This window comes from Streptomyces wedmorensis (assembly GCF_000716445.1).
Classification (GTDB): domain Bacteria; phylum Actinomycetota; class Actinomycetes; order Streptomycetales; family Streptomycetaceae; genus Streptomyces; species Streptomyces wedmorensis.
The window spans coordinates 282,196-299,139 of sequence record NZ_JNWK01000005.1 but is presented as its reverse complement, the minus strand read 5'-3'; the positions used below and the strand labels follow the sequence as shown (position 1 = coordinate 299,139).

Sequence of the window (16,944 nt, the reverse complement as noted above, 5' to 3'; positions counted from 1 at the left end):
GGCCTGGAAACTCCACCCGGAAGAAGGTGCAGGACGTGGCGAAGGGTCGCAAGAACGGCCTCTACAACGGCGTCTCCGAGGAGCTCTCCGCCCTCATGAGGACCGGCTGGGCGGACACCGAGCGGCACGGTCTCGAACCGGACGAGCAGGCCCCGTACGCGGCCCGCCGCCGCGCGGCGCTCTCCGCCCGCTTCCCCGGCGAGCGCCTGGTGATCCCGTCGGGCAACCTCAAGACCCGCTCCAACGACGACACGTACCCCTTCCGCGCGTACTCCGGCTACGTGCACATGACCGGCGACCAGGCCCGCGACGGCGCCCTCGTCCTGGAACCCCGTGCGGACGGCGGCCACGACGCCTACTGCTACCAGCTGCCGCGCGACGGCCGGGACACCGACGAGTTCTGGATCGGCTACACGGCCGAACTGTGGATGGGCCGCCGCCGCACCCTCGCGGAGTCCGAGGTCGTCCTCGGCCTCGCCTGCCGTGACGTCCGCACCATCGCGGAGGACCTGGCCGCCGGCTCCGCCGTGCCCACCCGGATCGTCCGCGGGATCGACCCGGCCCTCGAAGCCGCCGTCACCACCGACGAGGAGCGCGACGCCGAACTCGACGGGACGCTCAGCGACCTCCGGCTCGTCAAGGACGAGTGGGAGATCGGCGAGATGCGCAAGGCCGTCGACTCCACCGTGCGCGGCTTCACCGACTGCGTCGGCGAGCTGTCCCGGGCCGTCGCCTCGTCCGAGCGGTGGATCGAGGGCACCTTCTTCCGCCGGGCCCGCCTGGAGGGCAATCACGTCGGCTACGGCTCGATCTGCGCCGCCGGCGAGCACGCCACGATCATGCACTGGACCGACAACGACGGCCCGGTGCGCCCCGGCGAGCTGCTCCTGCTCGACGCCGGCGTGGAGACCCACTCCCTCTACACCGCCGACGTCACCCGCACCCTTCCCATCAGCGGCACCTTCAGCCCCGTGCAGCGCCAGGTGTACGACGCGGTGTACGAGGCCCAGGAAGCCGGCATGGCGGCGGTGAAGCCCGGCGTCCCCTACCGCGCCTTCCACGAGGCGTCCCAGCGCCACCTGGCCGCCCGGCTGGTCGAGTGGGGCTTCATCGAGGGCCCCGTCGACCGCGCCTACGAGCTCGGCCTCCAGCGCCGCTTCACCATGGCGGGCACCGGCCACATGCTCGGCCTCGACGTCCACGACTGCGCGCAGGCCCGCACCGAGGAGTACGTCGACGGCGTCCTCGAACCCGGCATGGTGCTCACCGTCGAGCCAGGCCTGTACTTCCAGCCGGACGACCTGACCGTGCCCGAGGAGTGGCGCGGCATCGGCGTCCGGATCGAGGACGACCTCCTCGTCACCGGCGACGGCCACGAGAACCTGTCGGCGGGCCTGCCGCGCTCCTCGGCCGACGTCGAGGCCTGGATGGCCCGGTTCGCCGGCTGACCTCCCGTACGCACACGGGATTCCTCCGCGCGGAACCCGGCGTCGGCCCCGCGTTCAGACCGCCGCCTCCTTCGGCGGCGATCTTCGGCCGGTGAGCCGCACCGCGGGTGCGGCGGCGGAGCGGCAAGGGGACCCGTGTGGGGTGGGGCGGAGCGGCGGGGGGACCCGTGCGGCGCGTGGCGTGGGGCGGTGCGGCGCTCCTCGCCATGACGGTCACCTGGCTGCTCGCCGCCGGGCCGCTCGGCCCGCCGGCGCCGGGGCAGCCGACGCGGGGCCGTGCGGGGCCCGCCGTCGGCTGCCCGGTGTCCGTCCCGTACACCGCCGGGACCGGTGGCTACGCGAGCTACCGCATCCCGGCGGTCGTCCGGACCCGCGCCGGCACCGTGCTCGCGTTCGCCGAGGGACGGACCGGCGGCGTCGGGGACAGCGGCGACATCGACATCGTGGTGCGGCGGTCGCTGGACGGCGGCTGCACCTGGCAGCCCGCGAGGGTCGCCGCCGACGGGCACGGGGACACGCGCGGCAACCCGGCCCCGGTCGTGGACCCGCGCTCCGGCGACGTGGTCCTCGTCAGCTCGTACAACGGCGCCGAGGCCACCGAAGGCCGGATCCTCGGCGGCGACGTCCCGGCCGCGCGCGGCCGCCGGGTCTTCGTGCAGCGCAGCTCCGACGACGGCCGGACCTTCTCCGCGCCCCACGAGATCACGGCGGCCGTCAAGAGACCCGGGTGGCGGTGGTACGCCACCGGACCCGGCCACGCCCTGGCCCTCGCCCGCGGCCCGCACGCCGGACGCCTCGTCGTCCCCGCCAACCACTCGGCCGCGCCGCCCGCCGGCTCCCCTGACACCGGCCGCGAGCCCCGCCACTACGGGGCCCACGCCCTCTACAGCGACGACGGCGGACGGAGCTGGCGCCTCGGCTTCGTCGACGACACCTACGACGGGTTCGTCAACGCGAACGAGTCCACCGCCGTGGAACTCCCCGACGGCCGCCTCTACTTCAGCGCCCGCGACCAGCTGGGCAGCAGCCCGGGCAACCGCGCGGACGCCGTGTCGGCCGACGGCGGCGCCACCCTGGCACGCCCCTTCGCACCCCAGCGCGCCCTGGACCGGGTCCCCGTCGTGCAAGGCAGCCTCCTGTACGTCGGAGGGCCGGACGGCACCCTGCTCTTCTCGGCCCCCTCGGTGCCGACCGAACGCGCGGACCTCGCCCTGTGGAGCAGCACGGACGGCGGCCGGACGTTCCGCCCGGCCCTCACCGTCTCCCGGCGGAAGGCCGCCTACTCGGACCTGGTGCGGCTGGACGAGCGAACGGTGGGACTCCTGTACGAGACCGGGACGTCGAGCGCGTACGAGGCCGTGGAGTTCCGGCGGACGACGATCGACGCGGTCGGGCCGCGCCCGTAGCGCGCCCGTTCGGAATCCGGTTGCGGGAGCGGACGGGGGCCGGGCGCGGTTTCACCGATTCAGGTGACAGCGGCGAAGGCGAAACGTCCCTGCCCTGGGCGGCACGGCCACGCTCGAAGGGACACATGGAGCCGCCCTGTGGAGCGTCCGATGCAGATGATCCCCCGTCACGACCCGTATCTCGTCGTCCGATCGACCGGCGGCGTCACCGTCGCCGTGCTCAGCGGCGAGCTCGACCTCGTCCTGGTGCGGCACCTGCGGCCCGATCTCGACGCCCTGGTCCGGGAGTCCGACGCCCTCACCGTCGACGCCCGGCGCCTGACCTTCTGCGACGCCACCGGGCTCGGCCTCCTCGCCCACTGCGCCGGGGACGCGCACCGGCGCGGCGCCCGCTGGCGGCTCCTCTGCGACCAGCCCTGGATCCTGCGTCTGATCCGCCTCACCGCACTCGGCGACCTCCTTCGCCCCGAGTCCACGCCACCCGGCGGCCTCGCGGTGGAATGACCGGCGCCGGTCGCGTCGGGGCGTGGCGGGTTCCGGACCGGGGGTGTGGCGGATGGCCGCCTCACCAGGGACTTCGGCCGGATCGCGCGGTACGGTCGCCGCATGTCTGAAGTCCGGTTGACCACACCCTCCTTCCTCGTGCTCGGCATCATCGACAAGCTGGGTGAGGCCAGCCCGTACGACGTGAAGGTCGAGGCGGCGCGGACGGTGGCGCCGTTCTGGTCGATGCCGCACGCGCAGGTCTACGCCCAGTGCGACCGGCTCCTGGAGGCGGGCCTCCTGTCGGAGGTCCGACAGTCGGGCGGCCGGAACCGGCGCCTGATGCGGCTGACCGACGAGGGGGCGGCGGCCCTGCGCGGCTGGCTCGCCGACCCCGCCTTCGTCCCGGTCGAGGCCCGCGAACGGGGCATCCTCAAGCTGTGGTTCGGTGCGAGCCCGCGGGTCCACGCGCCGGTCCAGATCGAGGAGCACCGCAGGACCCTCGACGGCTACGAGGAACTGGCCGGGGACGTCGGCGAGTTGCTGACCAGGGGGCAGCGCGAGGCGCTGGAGTTCGGCATCCGTTATGAGCGGATGATGGTCGATTTCTGGCAGTGGGTAGAGAGTCGCGAGCCCTGATTCTGTTACCGACCGGTTGACCTCTCCCGGGCCCCGCCCTACCTTCCTCCATAGTCCAGACAGGACTATGGAGGAGGGGGCCGCCGTGGGGCGTCCGACAAGCACGAGACGGGGGCGGGCCGCCACCGTCGCGGTGACGGTGGTCTGCCTGGCGTACGCGCCGATCGCCATGACGGAACTGTGGCCGTACGCGAGTCCCGGGGCCCCGGCCATCGGCGAGTGGATCCTCGGCCGGTCCGTCTCCCCGGAGTTCGTGGCCGAGGCCGTCCGCGACCGGATGGAACCGTACGGGCGCAGCCTGCTCCCGCTGATCGTGCACTCGGTCCTGGGCGGCCTGCTCATGCTGCTCGGCCCGGTGCAGCTGCTCTCGGCCGTGCGCCGCCGCGTCCGGCTCCACCGCGTGACCGGCACCGTGTTCGCGGTCACCGTGTACGTGTCGATGGCCGGCGCCGCGCTCTACCTCGTCCGCACCCCGCCGGAACGGGCCTTCAGCGGCGCCGCGTTCTGGATCGTCCTCGCCGTGATCCTCGTCGGCACCGTCGGCAGCGTGACCTTCGGCATCCTCGCCGCCGTCCGCGGCTTCCCCGACCTGCACCAGCGCTGGATGCTGCTCTGCTACGGCTTCCTCATGACCGCGCCGCTCCTCCGGCTCGAATGGGGCTTCCTGCCCTCCCTCTACCCCGGCCTCGGCATCCTCGACATCAACCGCGTCGCGATCATGCACCTCGGCTCCCTCGTGGCCTTCGGCGCCCTCCTCGCCTCCCGCGCCCTCGACCGGCGCGACACCGTCCCCGGCCTGACCGGCACCTGGTGCTCCGCGCCGGTGCGGGTGGCGGCCCACCTCGCGGGGGCCGCCGGCCTCGCCTGGATCACGGCGGCCTTCCTCGACCAGGGGACCGCGGGGCGGCGGCTGCTCGTCGCCTACCTCGTCCCGTACGCCGTGACGTACGCCGTCATCGCCGTGCGCGCCGTACGGTCCGGCGCCCGCGGCGCCGAGTGGGCGCGCGAGGAGTGGCGGCTGCACCTCGCCGCCCTCTGCCTGGCCCCCGCGTTCTCGGCCGTGACCGTGCCCGTGCTGGAACGGTCCATGGGCCTCGACCGGCCCACGGCCCTGCTCGCGGGCGTCGGCATCGGCGGCGGCATGCTCGCCTACGCCGCCGTCACCGTCGTCAGCCTGCGCGTCCTGTACGCCCGCGAACTCGTCAAGCGGCGGGCGGCGTTCGCCGACCTGCCGACCCGCCCGGCCGAGGGCCTCGGGGCGGCCCCCGCCACCGCGACGGAAGGACGCCGGGCATGAGCGACACCGGACGACGGAGCACCGTGGAGGGCCCGGGTGCGCCGGAAGGGCGGGAACTCTCGCCCGCCGTCGTGGTCCTGAGCGGCGTCGTCGGCGGGATCAGCCTCGCCGTCGGCGGTCTGCTGGCCGTGACGGGCCTGTTCGGCTACCGGGCGGGGGCCTGGGTGTCCCCGGAGGCGCTGAGCCCGGGGCTCGTCGGCGCGGCGATGCTGGGCGTGGCACCCGCGTTGTTCACCATCGGCCGGGCGCGCGTCTGGGAGGACGTGCGGAGCCTCGCGCTGCCGCTCGTGACCGTGCTCGTCGGCCTCTTCGCCGTGAGCCTGCTGAACGCCGGCAGCCTCCAGGCCTTCCACGGCGGCCCGATCTTCCTCGCCCTGTTCAGCCTCGGCTGGGTCGCCACCCTCGGCGTCCTCGCCCTCGCCGCCGTCGGCTGCCTCGCCGCGCAGTACCGCAGGCCGGTCAGAGCCGTACGCCCGGCCGACGACGGCGACGGTGACGGCGACGGCGACGGCGACGGTGACGGCAACGGCGACAGCGAGGGCGACCACGACGGGCACGCGGGGCACGGTGCGGGCGGCGCGCCGCACCGGCCGGTCGCGCCGCTGCCCGGCTGGTCCAAGCCCCTGCTCGCGGTCCTCGGATCGGGCTGGCTCGGCATCGGGGCCGGGCTGCTCGCCTTCCCCGGCTTCTGGGGCCCGTTGGTCCCCTGGACGGTGAACCGCGCCGACGCGCAGGGCCTCGGCGTCTGGGCGCTGTCCCTCGGCGTCGGCGTCCTCGCCTCCCTCGCAGAGGACGACCTCGCCCGCACCCGCCCCGCTCTCCGGGCCGTCCCCGCGGTCGCCCTCGCCCTCTCCGTCGTGCTCGCCGTGCGCGCCGGCTCCGTCGACTGGGCCTCGGGCCCCGGCGTCTCCCTGGTGGCCCTGGTCACCGGCCTGTTCGTGACCGGGGTCTCGGGCCGGTGGCTCCTGTCCCGGGCCGAGCGCCGGAGCACCCCCGGCTGAACCGGGCCGGCCCGACGGCCCGGAGCACAACGGGCCGTCAGGCAGGGCCCGGCGGTGGAATTCCGTCGCGTGGGCGGGCCCGGGGGCGTGATGATGGCGGGATGACTCAGCTCGTGCAGCCCGTGGACGCCCTGATCGTCGTGGACGTGCAGTCGGCGTTCGTCACCGGAGACGGGGCCGTGCCCGCGGCCGCCCGCCTCGTCGACCGTACGGCGGATCTGATCGCCCGGGCCCGCAGCGGCGGGGCGCTCGTCGTCCACCTCCAGAACGACGGCCCGCCCGGGTCCGAGGACGAACCGCACACGCCGGGCTGGGAACTCCACCACCCGGTCGAGCGCGGCCCCCGCGAAGTGGTGATCCGCAAGCCCCGCGACGACGGCTTCCACGCGACCCCGCTCGGCGGCGTGCTCGCCGACGCGGGGGTGCGGGCGCTCGCCGTGTGCGGAGTGATGTCGGAGATGTGCGTCCAGGCGACGGCCCGTACGGCCCTGGAGCGCGGCTACCGGGTCGTCGTGCCGCACGACGCGCACGCCACCCAGGACTGCCCGGCCGTCCCGGGGGTCAGCGAGCCGGTCCCGGCGGCGATCGTCTCCCGCGTCGCCGCCTACGCCCTGGGGAGCGACGCGGAGGTCACCGTGCCCGCCGCCGCGGTCACCTTCACCGCACCCGCGGCCGACTGAGCGTGGCGCCTGACCGACGGGCGCGCCCGAAGTCCCCGGAGCTCACTCCGGGCTGAGCGAACGCCAGACGCGGTCCGGCAGGACGCGCGCCGCCTCGGTGAGATCGACGTCGTACGTGCTGGAGAGCCAGCGGCGGGCGGTCTCCGCCGCCGGGCCGATGACCAGTGCCTCGATCACCGGCCCGGGGGTCGGGGCGATCTCGCCCGCCTCGACGAGCGGCCGGATCCAGTCCCCGATCGCCGACAGCAGCGGCTCCTTGGCCGCCCGGATGCGGTCGGCGTGGGCGACGAGGTGACCGGAGTACGCGGAGGCGTGGATGAACAGGGCCGCGTCCGGGTGCTCCTCGGTGAACCGGAGGTACGCCGTGATCACCGCGCGCACCCCGGTGCGGCCGGTCCTGGTACGGGTCAGTGCGGCGACGACCTCGCCGCACAACTGCTCCATGCACCGGATGTACAGGGCCGCGGCGAGGCCGTCGAAGCTGCCGAAGTGGTGGTACAGACTGCCGAGGCTGACGCCGCTGGCCGCCGAGACCGCGTTCACCGTGAAGCCCTGCTGGCCGGAGTCCGCGTACACCCGCAGAGCCGTCGTCAGCAGGCGCTCGACCGTGGCCTCGCCACGCTGCTGCTTGGGGGACATGCCGGACACCCTAATGCAGCAGTGACTCCCCGTAATTGGACGCGGATTCCAGTAACGGCCGGACGTTCCCCAGTGACGCGGAATCAGCCGCGGAAGCCCGCGGGCCGCTCGGGCGAGGCCTCGGCGAGGGCCTTCGTCACCGCGTCCACGCCCTCGCGGAGCCCGTACACCGGGGTGTCCGGCTGCTGGCGCCAGGATTCGTCGATGCCGCCCGCGTCCACGGTGTCGAAACCGAGCTCGTCGATGAGGCGCCGGACCCGCTCCTTCGCCGCCGCGTCGTCCCCGGCCACCGGCAGCGCCAGCCGTGCCGGGTCGCCCGCCGGGAGCGGCCGCTCCAGGATGTCCTGCGCGTAGGTGCCGTTGAACGCCTTGACCACCGGGTGGCCGATCTGGCGCTCGGTCCAGCGGCTCTCCGTCAGCCCCTCGTCCTCGATGGCGGCGATGCGGCCGTCGCGCTCCCTGGGGTAGTAGTTGCCGGTGTCGATGACGACGAAGCCGTCCGCGGCTCCGTCGAACAGGCCGGACGGCAGGTCGGGGACGTTCTTCAGAGGGACGGTCACGACCACGACCTCGGCGCCCCGGGCGGCCTCGGCGGCCACGACCGGCGTGGCACCCGTCTCCTCGGCGAGCGCGCCGAGGCTCTCGGGGCCACGGGAGTTGGCCACGGACACGTCGTGTCCGAGGGCGGTGAGACGGCGGGTGAGGTTGCCGCCGATGTTGCCGGCGCCGATGATGCCGATCTTCATGGTGCTTCCTTCTGTCCGGCCGGTCGTCCTGGCGGGCTGCCTCGGACCGGCTTCCGTCGACGTACGTTCCGACAACCCGGGACGAGGCCGTCCCATTCCCCGCGGGCACGATCGGTTCGCAGTCGACGCCGACCACCACGGCGATCACCCGGTCGCTCCGTCGGCGGGGCGGGCCCGGCGGGGCGGCCAGGCAGGACCCCGTCAGCACGGCCCGGCCGGATCATCACGCTCCGGCGCCGCGCCGCTCGCCGGAGTTGACGCCGATGGCGTCGACCCGCCACGGCCGGGGGCCGTTCGCGGCGCTCCCACCCGGTGCGGCGTGGCCAGTCGTCGACACGGGCGGGCCGCCGGTCGCCGACGAGGGCGTCTCGCCGGTCGCCGAGGCGGGCCCCGGCACCCGGCCGGCGTTCTCCCGGACGAAGCGTCCGGGAGTGGTGCCCACGAGCCGTTTGAAGGCGCGCGTCAGATGCGACTGGTCGTAGAAGCCGGTCGCGGCGGCGACCTCGCCGGGCGCCTGCCCGTCGAGCAGCAGCCGCCGGGCGCGGTCGAGGCGCCGGGCCGTCAGGTACTGGTGGGGCGCGATGCCGAAAGCACCGCTGAACGCCCGCACCAGATGCGCGGGATGGGCATGCAGCAGCCCTGCCGCCTCGTCCAGGGACAGCCCCTGCGGCAGCCGCTCGTCGAGCAGGTCCCGCAGGTCGTGGGCCACACCGGGATCGGCGGGCCGTGAGCGGGTCACCAGCCGGGGCCGCAGGTGGTCGCGCAGCCGTTCGCCGATGAGCGCGAGCCGGCTCTGCGCCTCCAACGCCCCGCCCGGATCCGCGAGCGCGGTGTGCAGCTGCCCGACGCGTCGGCGCAGCAGCGGATCGACGAGGTCGGGCCCGTCGACCGCCGGGCCGATGAAGCTCTCGTCCAGCTGGGACAGGTCCAGGTAGAGCACCCGCTTGCGGAAACCGCGCGAGGTGGCGGGGGAACCGTTGTGCGGGACCTGCGGCGGCAGCAGGGACACCGTGTCGTCCGGAGTGCCGCGCTCACGGCGGTCCAGGTCGTAGCGGACGGCCCCGTCGTCGACGATCAGCAAGGTCCACACGTCATGGACGTGCATCGGATACGCGTGCTCCGTGAAGTGCGCGTGGAAGACCTCCACGACCCCCGGTACGTGCGGCCGCCACGCCGAGACCTCTTGCCGGGCGGGCATGCAAAGAATGTACAAGACGCCGCCGAGGCCCGGTCGGCACTCTCGGAGCATGACGACCACCGACACCGCACCCGTCCGATTCGACACCAAGATCGCCGTACTGCTCCGTGAGGACCTGGAGACCTGGCAACGCCTCAACGTCACCGCGTTCCTGGTCAGCGGCCTGGGCTCGCAGATCCCCGAGGTGATCGGCGAACCGTACGCCGACGCCGACGGCGTCCCGTACCTGCCCATGTTCCGTCAGCCCGTCCTGGTCTTCGAGGGCACGAAGGAGACGCTGACCGCCGCGCACGCCCGCGCCCTCTCCCGCTCCCTGCCCCGGTCCCTCTTCACCACCGACCTCTTCGCCACCGGCAACGACCGTGACAACCGGGCGGCCGTACGTGCCGTCGGCACCGCCCGCCTGGACCTGGTCGGCCTCGCCGTCCACGGGCCGCGCAACGCGGTCGACAAGGTCCTCAAGGGCGCCCGCATGCACCCCTGACGGCGGCGCCGAAACCGACCGCGTGCCCCCTCACCAGGGGTTGCGGGCGCCGTTGTCGGTGGCGTGCCGTACAACTGGGAACCGGGAAAAAGCAGGACGGTACGCCGCATGACGTACGGCCGTACGAGGGGGGCTGGCACATGGAGACGTTCGGGGACCGGGGGTGCGCCGACCGCGCGCCCCTCGTCGGGCGGGCCCGCGAACTCGACCGACTCGACGCGCTGCTGCGCCTCAGGTCCGGGGGCACGGGGCCGGTCGCCGTCGACGTCACGGGAGAGCCGGGCATCGGCAAGACCCGGCTCCTCGCCGAGTTCGCCGTACGCGCCCGCCGACGTGGCACCGTCGTCCTGCACGGCCGCTCCCGCCCCGCCGGCACGGACCACGGCACCCCCTTCCACGTCTTCGCCGACGCCCTCGCCGACCTCGACGACCGCGACCGCGCCACGACCCCGGCCCTCGCCGAGCTCGCGGACCTCGTGGAGTCGCCCCCGCTCCCGGAGCCGGAGGAAGGGCCGGCCGCCGGCGCATACGCGGCCGGACGGACCGGACCCGCGGTCCTCGGGGCCGGAGGGATCGAGTCCGAGGACCCCGAAGCCGGCGGGACCGGTGACCCCACGGCGGGACGGACCGGACCTGCGATCCAGGCGGCCGGACGGGCCGGCCACGTGCGCCGGATCGCCGCTGCCCTGGGGAGGGTCACGGACCGCGGACTCGTGATCGTCCTCGACGATCTGCACGAAGCGGACCCGGTGTCCGTGGAACTCGTCGACCACCTGCTGCGGCACCCCCGCCGGGCGCCCGTCCTGCTCGTACTGGCCCGCCGGGAACGCCAGACGACGCCCGACCTCGCGGCGGCCCTGGCCCGCGCCGTCGACTCGGGGGCCGTGTCACCGCTGGCCCTCGGGCCGTTGGGGGAGCAGGAGTGCGCGGCGGGGCTCGCCCCCGAACTCCCGCCCCCAGCGGCTCTGGAGGTCCACCGGGCCAGCCTGGGCGTCCCGCTCTACTACCGGGCCCTCGCGCTCGCGCGCACCGGCCGGGGCGAGCCGGTCGGCATCGGGCCGGTGGCGGTGCTGCTCGACGAACTCAGCCCGCTGCACGCGGCCGAGCGGGGCGTCGTCGAGGCGATCGCCGTGCTCGGCGAGCGGGCGACACCCGAACTGGTCGCGCGCGTCGCCCCCACCGCTCCCCACCGCATGGAACGGGAGGACGTCGACAAAACCCTGAGCGCCCTCGCCCGCCGTGACCTCGTCCGGCCCGACGGGCGGGGACGCCTCCTCGGACTGCGCCACCCCGCCCTGCCGGAACTCGTGCGCGGCGCCCTCGACCCGTGGCGGCGCCAGGAACTGCACCGGCGGGCCGCGGCGGCCCTCGCCGAGGCCGGAGCACCCCTGACCGAGCGCGCCCCCCACCTCGTGCGGGCCACGACCGCCTGGGACCCGCACACCGCCGCCGAACTGGTCCGGGCCGCCGAACTCGTCGGCGCGGCCGACCCCGCCCGCGCCGCGGAGTGGCTCGCGGTCGTCCTCGACCTGCTCCCCGACGCCCCCGGCCACCGCGCCACCCGGCGGGACCTGATGCTCCGACGGGCCCGCGCCCTGGGATCCGCGGGCCGCGTCGCGGAAAGCCGCGACCTCCTCCACCGGCTCATCGACGACTGCGGCCCCGACCGGCGCGGCGACGCGGGACCCGGTGTCGGACACGCCGACGCCATACCCGATGGCGAGGCCGACGATCCCGCAGCCACGGCGGAACTGCGGACCTCCGCCGTACTCCTCTGCGCCTTCATGGAGCGTCACCTCGGCCGGTATCCGGAGGCCGACGTGCTGCTCCGGCGCGAGCTGGAGCGGACCCCCGGGCCTCGGCCCGACCTGAGGACATGGCTCGTCGTGGAATGGGGGTGCAGGGCCCTCTTCGCCGCCCGGTACCCCGAGGTGCGCTCCGTCGTCGCGGAGGCGCTCGACGAGGCGAGACGGCGGGGTGACGAGCCGGGGACGGCCGAGGTCCTGACGCTCGCGGCGCTCGGCGAGGCGTACGAGGGGGACACCGCGACCGCACGCGCGTACGCGACGGAGGCGGCGGCGCTCACGGACGCCTTCACCGACGGCGAACTGGCCGACCACGCCGAGTCGCTGGTGCGCCTCGGCTGGTGTGAGGTCTTCCTGGAGCAGTACGGGGCCGCCGGGCGCCACGCCACCCGCGGCGTCGAGATGGCCCGCCGGCACGGCCGGCCCTTCGCGCTCTCCCAGCTCCTCCTCTGCGGCGCGTACGTCCACTTCCTCACCGGCCGGATGAGGGCCGCCCTCGATCTGGCGGACGAGTCCGTATCCGTGGCCGGCGCACTCGGCGGCGCCGAACTCCTGGGATTCAGCCGGGCCATCCGGGCCATGGTCCTGCTCCACGCACGCCCCCTCGGGGACCCCGAGGCGCCGGCCGCCGCCGCGGAGGCGGCGGCGACGGTGGGGACGGCGGAGGGGTGGTGGGCCACCCAGGCCCGCTGCCTGCTCGGCTACGGCATCCCGCTGACCCAGGACCCGCACCGGGTGCGGGAGGTGCTGGTCCGGGCGGGAGGGGACCGGGACCTGCCGAGGGTGCAGCCCTCACTGCGCCCCGGCTATCTCGAACTGCTCGTCGGCGCGGCCCTCGCCGCGGGCGACCTCGCCGAGGCCGAGCGGGGGGCGGAACTCGCCCGGGCCGAGGCGGACGCCCTCGGCCTGCCCGTCCAGCGGGGTGCGGCGCTGCGTGCCGAGGGACAGATCCTGGCGCAGCGGGGTGAACCGGCCGCGGCGGCCCGGACGTTCGTCGAGGCGGCCATGGACAGCGCCCGCTCGGGCGCTGCCGTGCGGGAGGCCCACAGCCTGCTCCTCGCGGCCCCCCAACTGCACGCGTCGGGCGACGGAGCGCAGGCCGCCGCGGTGTGGCGAAGAGGGCGCCGGCTGGCAGCCGAGGCCGGCTCCCGGATGCTGGTGGACCTGGCCGACCGGACCAGACCGGCCCCGCCGGAAAGCGCGGCAGGGGGGCGGCTCGCCGTGCTGACCCCGCGCGAGCGGGAGATCTCGGCCCTCGTCGCCGAGGGGCTCACCAACCAGGCCGTCGCCGACCGGCTCTGTCTCAGCCCGCGCACGGTCGAGAGCCATGTCGCCCGGGTCTACCGCAAGACCGGCGTGGAGACGAGAGCCGGACTCGCCTCGCTCGTGGTCCGGGCCGGGGCCGGCGGAGGTCAGTTCTCGCGCGGATAGGTGGCGATCACCCGGCCCTTGGCGTCGGTCTTGAGGTACGCGGAGCCGTACGTGTCGGAGAGGTAGACGCTCAGTCCGGGACCGCTGCCGAGGAGCGTGGAGCCCGGGTTGACGACGAGGTAGCGGCTGGTCGGTTCGGCGACTCCCAGCTCCTTGTCCGCGCGTTTCATGAGCGCCGGCAGGACGTCCCAGTCGAAGGCGTCCAGGTCGGTCGGCACCGTTCCGGGGAAGACGGTGCCGCCGGGGCCCTGCCGGACGGCCACGTCCTCGCCCCGGTACATGTACCGGTCGTACCGCTTCGTGCTGCCCTTGACGAGCGACTCGGCCACCGCGTAGTCCGGGTAGACGACGAAGCCCGACACCTTGGCGCCGCCCGTGGCCGCGTGCACCGCGGCCACGGCCGCCCGCACCCCGTCGGGGGTCAGCAGATCGCGCCGCGCCGGCGTCGTCGACTCCTCCACCGGCGCGGTGGAGGCGGAGGCGGAGGACCGTCCGGCGGTCGGGCCCCGCTGTGCCGGAGGAGCGGCGGTCGGATCCCCTCCGGGCTCGCCGGGCCGCCAGTCCCAGGCCATCACGCCGACGGGGATGCCGACCGCGAGGACCACCACGGCGACGAAACCGAGCAACCGCCGGGCACGCCCACCCCGCCGCCCGCCGGCGACCCGTGCCGGAGAGGCGGCCGTGGCGGGTACGGGTCCCGTACCCGCGCCGGGCGCGTAAGCCGGGCCCGAGGGAGCGAAGGCGCCCGAGGCGGACGCGGACGAGGCCGAAGGCGTGGCCGACGCCGCTGCGGACAGTGCCTGTGACGGGGGCGCCAGGTGGAACGAGGTCGTCTCCGCCGGGCCGCCGGCCGTGGTTCCGCCACCGGCCGTGCCGCCGCCCGCCATCCGCGGCCCCGCCGCTCCGGGCCGGCGCTCGTCCTCCAGCGGTGGCCGCGCCGTGTCCCGTACCCCGCCCGTGTCCTGATGCCCCGTCGGTTCCGCCGTCGCCACGGCCGCGAGGGCGCGGTCGAGCTCCTCCGTGCCGGGGCGGGCGGAGGGGTCGTGCACCAGGAGGCGGGTGAGGACGCCGGTGAGGGGGCCGGCCCGCAGCGGCGGCGGCACGTCGTCGGAGAGGACGGCCGCCAGGGTGGCGAGGGTGTTCTCGCGGCGCAGCGGGTGACGGCCCTCGACGGCGACGTACAGGAGCATGGCGAGGGACCACAGGTCGGCGGCCGGTCCGCTCGCACCGCCGCGGATCCGCTCGGGGGCCATGTAGTCCGGGGACCCGATGATCGAGCCGGACGCGGTCAGGACGGTGGACTCGCGGATCGCCGCGATGCCGAAGTCGGTCAGCACCGGCCTGCCGTCCGGGCGCAGCAGGACGTTGGCGGGCTTCACGTCGCGGTGCTCGATGCCCAACTCGTGGGCGGCGCGCAGGGCCGACAGCAGCCCGCGGCCGATCGAGGCGGCCTCGGCGGGGGTCATCGTGCCCCGGTCCAGCCGGTCCTGGAGCGAGCCGCCCGTGACGAGCTCCATCACGAGCCACGGGTACGTTCCCTCGCCCGCGTCCACGATGTGATGGATCGTCACCACGTTGGGGTGGTCGATCCTGGCCAGCGCCCGTGCCTCGCGCAGCACCCGGGCGCGCAGTGTCCGGGCGCTCTCGGTGTCGTGCTCGGCAAGCGCGGGATCGGGCGGCCTGACCTCCTTGAGCGCCACGTCGCGGTGGAGGGCCAGGTCGCGGGCGCGCCAGACCGTTCCCATGCCGCCGCCGCCCAGCCGCTCCACCAGTTCGAAGCGGCCGTCGATCACTCTGTTCACACGCACCCCTGCACTCGGGTCCTCGGGACCGCGACGGTGTTCCGCCCGGTCCCGCCCACGTCGCCGTACACGTTCACCTGGTACCGCCCAGGCTGCCCGTACGGCTCCGGCAGCCCGCGCAACTCCGACCGCGGACCGGCGCAACCGGCCCCGGCCCGGTCGGTCCGCTCCGGCGAGCCGGCGGCGGCGCGCGCTCGCGCCGCCACACGGCCCAGGGCCTCGGCGTGCCGAGGATCCTCCCACTGCCCGGCCCGCGCCGCCGCGCGCGTGTACTCCCGCCCGGCCCGACCGGCATCGCCCAGGCACTGCGCGCTGTGCGCGAGCCAGGCCCCGGCCCGTACGAGCCCCGCCTCGTCGCCGTCCTCCGCGAACCCCCGCAGGGCTTCCTCGAGCAGCCCGACGGCCTCCCGGCACCGGCCGAGCTCGGCGTACGCGGAGCCGAGCCGCAGCCGGGCCAGCGCTCCCAGGCACGGATCCACGGCCGCCCCGCCGGTCAGCCGGACGGCTTCCACGAGCAGCGCCACCTCCTCGGCCTCGACACGCCGCCGCCCGTCCGTTCCACGACCGGGTCCGCGCGAGCCAGCGGACCCCTCCCCGGTCCCGACGCGCCAACCGCCCCGTCCGCGACCGGCCGCGTGCGGGCCCGCGACGGCCCGTGCGAGCGCGAGGCAGAGCCGGGCCCGGTCGCCGCGGCGGAGCGAGGCGGCGGAGCCGTCGGAAGGGAGGGCGGCACGGAGCAGCGCCGCCGCCTCCTCGTGGGCACCGCTGGAACGGAGCAGTCCGGCGAGCACCAACTCGTGCTCCGCGGCTCCCCACGGCCGCCCCGCGGCCCGGTGGCCCGCCACGGCGGCCCTCAGGTGGACCAGGGCCCGGGCCGGGTCGTCCGGCGCGCTGATCCGGCCGAGGAGTGCGCGGGCGTCGGCGAGCGGACAGAGCACGGCGGGGTCCGCGCGGTGCGGTGCGGCGGAGGTGATCAGCCGCCCGAGTTCCTCGCGCAGCCCGGCGGCCCCGGCGGCCGGGTCGGGGAGGGTGTCGAGGCGATCGGCCCGCGCCCGGGCGTGGAGCAGGAGAACCGTCGTCGCCTGCCCGGCCGTGGCCCGCCCGGTCCGGTAGAGGACGGCGGCCCGTTCGCACAGCTCCCCGAGCTGGAAGCGGGCCGTGCCCCCGGCGTCCTCGCCTGCCAGCACCGCCCGCATCCGGGAGACCAGCGCCTTGCCGTGCTGCCCCGCCCGCTCGTGCAGATCGGCGGCCCGCGCGAAGAGCGGCCCGGCGGCGGCGCGTGCCCTTCCCCGGCAGTCGAGCGCGGTCGAGTCCAGCGCGTCCGCGTGATCCCCCGGCGTGATCGTCCCGCCGGCGCGCCGCAAGGCCGTCGCGGCCCGCTCCCACGCCCCGCCCGCCGCCGGGTGCCCTTCGGCGGTGAACCGGCGGGCCCGGTGCAGCTGCTCGCGAGCCTCCACCGGCTCATCGCCCGCGCCCGGCGTGCCGCCGTACGACGGCACGCCGAGGCAGAACTCGTCGGGCGAGCGGCTGCGCATGCGAAGTGCTCCGGGAAGAGGTGGCGAGCGGGAAACGGGGGGCGAACAGGAAGAGGACGACGGTGACGGGCGAGCGGGGACAGGGCGCGGAGGCCGGGCGCGGAGGCCGGGCGCGGGAGCGGGTCGGCAGCGGGCGCGGAAGGAGGCGGGCGCGGAAGGAGGCGGGCGCGGAAGGAGGCGGGCGGGGGAGGAGGCGGGCGGGGGAGGAGTCGGGCAGGGACAGCACGGACGGTGGGCGAAGCCGGCGGTGACGCGGGCAGGGGACGGCAGGGGCGGGGCACGCGGCCACGCCCGTGGTGACCGAGGTCGGCACGGACGATGTACGCAGGGGTCGGACCGACTCTCGCAGG

At 75.6% G+C, this 16,944-nt stretch carries 13 protein-coding genes and 1 pseudogene; 9 read left to right on the top strand and 5 right to left on the bottom strand.

Annotation, left to right across the window (positions count from 1 at the left end; genetic code table 11):
- Positions 1 to 35: 35 nt before the first annotated feature.
- The 7 genes from OO54_RS05795 to OO54_RS05765 all read left to right on the top strand — a co-directional run bounded on the left by OO54_RS05795 (position 36) and on the right by OO54_RS05765 (position 6,954).
- Positions 36 to 1,448 (top strand): aminopeptidase P family protein, encoded by a 1,413-nt coding sequence (locus tag OO54_RS05795; RefSeq protein WP_033201903.1) that lies wholly within the window; start codon positions 36 to 38, stop codon positions 1,446 to 1,448.
- A 206-nt stretch (positions 1,449 to 1,654) separates the two neighbouring features.
- Entirely contained in the window at positions 1,655 to 2,854 is a 1,200-nt protein-coding gene (locus OO54_RS05790) for a sialidase family protein (protein WP_051786753.1), read from the top strand.
- Between the two features lie 150 nt (positions 2,855 to 3,004).
- Positions 3,005 to 3,358 carry an STAS domain-containing protein gene (locus tag OO54_RS05785; RefSeq protein ID WP_033201902.1) on the top strand — a complete coding sequence of 118 codons (354 nt, stop codon included), beginning with the start codon at positions 3,005 to 3,007 and terminating at the stop codon, positions 3,356 to 3,358.
- 102 nt (positions 3,359 to 3,460) lie between these two features.
- On the top strand, positions 3,461 to 3,976 hold the full coding sequence (locus tag OO54_RS05780) for a PadR family transcriptional regulator (RefSeq protein ID WP_033201901.1): 516 nt from the start codon (positions 3,461 to 3,463) through the stop codon (positions 3,974 to 3,976).
- 85 nt (positions 3,977 to 4,061) lie between these two features.
- Positions 4,062 to 5,273, top strand: a complete 1,212-nt coding sequence (locus OO54_RS05775; RefSeq protein ID WP_234439438.1) for a DUF2306 domain-containing protein — start codon at positions 4,062 to 4,064, stop codon at positions 5,271 to 5,273.
- On the top strand, positions 5,270 to 6,274 hold the full coding sequence (locus OO54_RS44920; protein ID WP_033201748.1) for a hypothetical protein: 1,005 nt from the start codon (positions 5,270 to 5,272) through the stop codon (positions 6,272 to 6,274). The genes OO54_RS05775 and OO54_RS44920 overlap by 4 nt, the downstream gene beginning before the upstream one ends.
- Positions 6,275 to 6,375: 101 nt before the next feature.
- Positions 6,376 to 6,954, top strand: coding sequence for an isochorismatase family protein (locus OO54_RS05765; protein ID WP_033201900.1), 579 nt, complete (start codon positions 6,376 to 6,378; stop codon positions 6,952 to 6,954).
- Between the two features lie 42 nt (positions 6,955 to 6,996).
- Here the strand turns inward: OO54_RS05765 and OO54_RS05760 are convergent, their stop codons facing one another.
- The 3 genes and pseudogenes from OO54_RS05760 to OO54_RS05750 form a co-directional block, all read right to left on the bottom strand.
- Positions 6,997 to 7,593, bottom strand: coding sequence for a TetR/AcrR family transcriptional regulator (locus tag OO54_RS05760; protein ID WP_033201747.1), 597 nt, complete (start codon positions 7,591 to 7,593; stop codon positions 6,997 to 6,999).
- 83 nt (positions 7,594 to 7,676) lie between these two features.
- Positions 7,677 to 8,435: an NADPH-dependent F420 reductase gene (locus tag OO54_RS05755; protein WP_078905067.1), complete on the bottom strand. Its 759-nt coding sequence runs from the start codon at positions 8,433 to 8,435 to the stop codon at positions 7,677 to 7,679.
- Positions 8,436 to 8,724: 289 nt separating this feature from the next.
- Positions 8,725 to 9,537: pseudogene (locus tag OO54_RS05750) on the bottom strand (AraC family transcriptional regulator); the annotation flags it as partial.
- 49 nt (positions 9,538 to 9,586) lie between these two features.
- Here OO54_RS05750 and OO54_RS05745 point away from each other — a divergent pair.
- Both OO54_RS05745 and OO54_RS05740 read left to right on the top strand, forming a co-directional pair.
- Positions 9,587 to 10,021, top strand: a complete 435-nt coding sequence (locus tag OO54_RS05745) for a DUF2000 domain-containing protein (protein WP_033201746.1) — start codon at positions 9,587 to 9,589, stop codon at positions 10,019 to 10,021.
- Positions 10,022 to 10,161: 140 nt separating this feature from the next.
- Positions 10,162 to 13,257, top strand: a complete 3,096-nt coding sequence (locus OO54_RS05740; protein WP_033201745.1) for an AAA family ATPase — start codon at positions 10,162 to 10,164, stop codon at positions 13,255 to 13,257.
- Here OO54_RS05740 and OO54_RS05735 read toward each other — a convergent pair.
- Both OO54_RS05735 and OO54_RS05730 read right to left on the bottom strand, forming a co-directional pair.
- Complete coding sequence (locus OO54_RS05735; RefSeq protein WP_051786736.1) at positions 13,239 to 15,059, bottom strand: serine/threonine-protein kinase; 1,821 nt, start codon at positions 15,057 to 15,059, stop codon at positions 13,239 to 13,241. The genes OO54_RS05740 and OO54_RS05735 overlap by 19 nt on opposite strands.
- Positions 15,056 to 16,594 carry a hypothetical protein gene (locus OO54_RS05730; protein WP_033201743.1) on the bottom strand — a complete coding sequence of 513 codons (1,539 nt, stop codon included), beginning with the start codon at positions 16,592 to 16,594 and terminating at the stop codon, positions 15,056 to 15,058. Before OO54_RS05730 ends, OO54_RS05735 begins: the two co-directional genes overlap by 4 nt.
- Between the last annotated feature and the right edge of the window lie 350 nt (positions 16,595 to 16,944).

What these genes read in the sequence shown, in the direction of transcription:
- OO54_RS05760 (WP_033201747.1), bottom strand. Translation starts at nt 7,593, where the DNA reads ATGTCCCCCAAGCAGCAGCGTGGCGAGGCCACGGTCGAGCGCCTGCTG.
- OO54_RS05730 (WP_033201743.1), bottom strand. Translation starts at nt 16,594, where the DNA reads ATGCGCAGCCGCTCGCCCGACGAGTTCTGCCTCGGCGTGCCGTCGTAC.
- OO54_RS05740 (WP_033201745.1), top strand. Translation starts at nt 10,162, where the DNA reads ATGGAGACGTTCGGGGACCGGGGGTGCGCCGACCGCGCGCCCCTCGTC.
- OO54_RS44920 (WP_033201748.1), top strand. Translation starts at nt 5,270, where the DNA reads ATGAGCGACACCGGACGACGGAGCACCGTGGAGGGCCCGGGTGCGCCG.
- OO54_RS05765 (WP_033201900.1), top strand. Translation starts at nt 6,376, where the DNA reads ATGACTCAGCTCGTGCAGCCCGTGGACGCCCTGATCGTCGTGGACGTG.
- OO54_RS05790 (WP_051786753.1), top strand. Translation starts at nt 1,655, where the DNA reads ATGACGGTCACCTGGCTGCTCGCCGCCGGGCCGCTCGGCCCGCCGGCG.
- OO54_RS05780 (WP_033201901.1), top strand. Translation starts at nt 3,461, where the DNA reads ATGTCTGAAGTCCGGTTGACCACACCCTCCTTCCTCGTGCTCGGCATC.
- OO54_RS05785 (WP_033201902.1), top strand. Translation starts at nt 3,005, where the DNA reads ATGCAGATGATCCCCCGTCACGACCCGTATCTCGTCGTCCGATCGACC.
- OO54_RS05745 (WP_033201746.1), top strand. Translation starts at nt 9,587, where the DNA reads ATGACGACCACCGACACCGCACCCGTCCGATTCGACACCAAGATCGCC.
- OO54_RS05755 (WP_078905067.1), bottom strand. Translation starts at nt 8,435, where the DNA reads ATGGGACGGCCTCGTCCCGGGTTGTCGGAACGTACGTCGACGGAAGCC.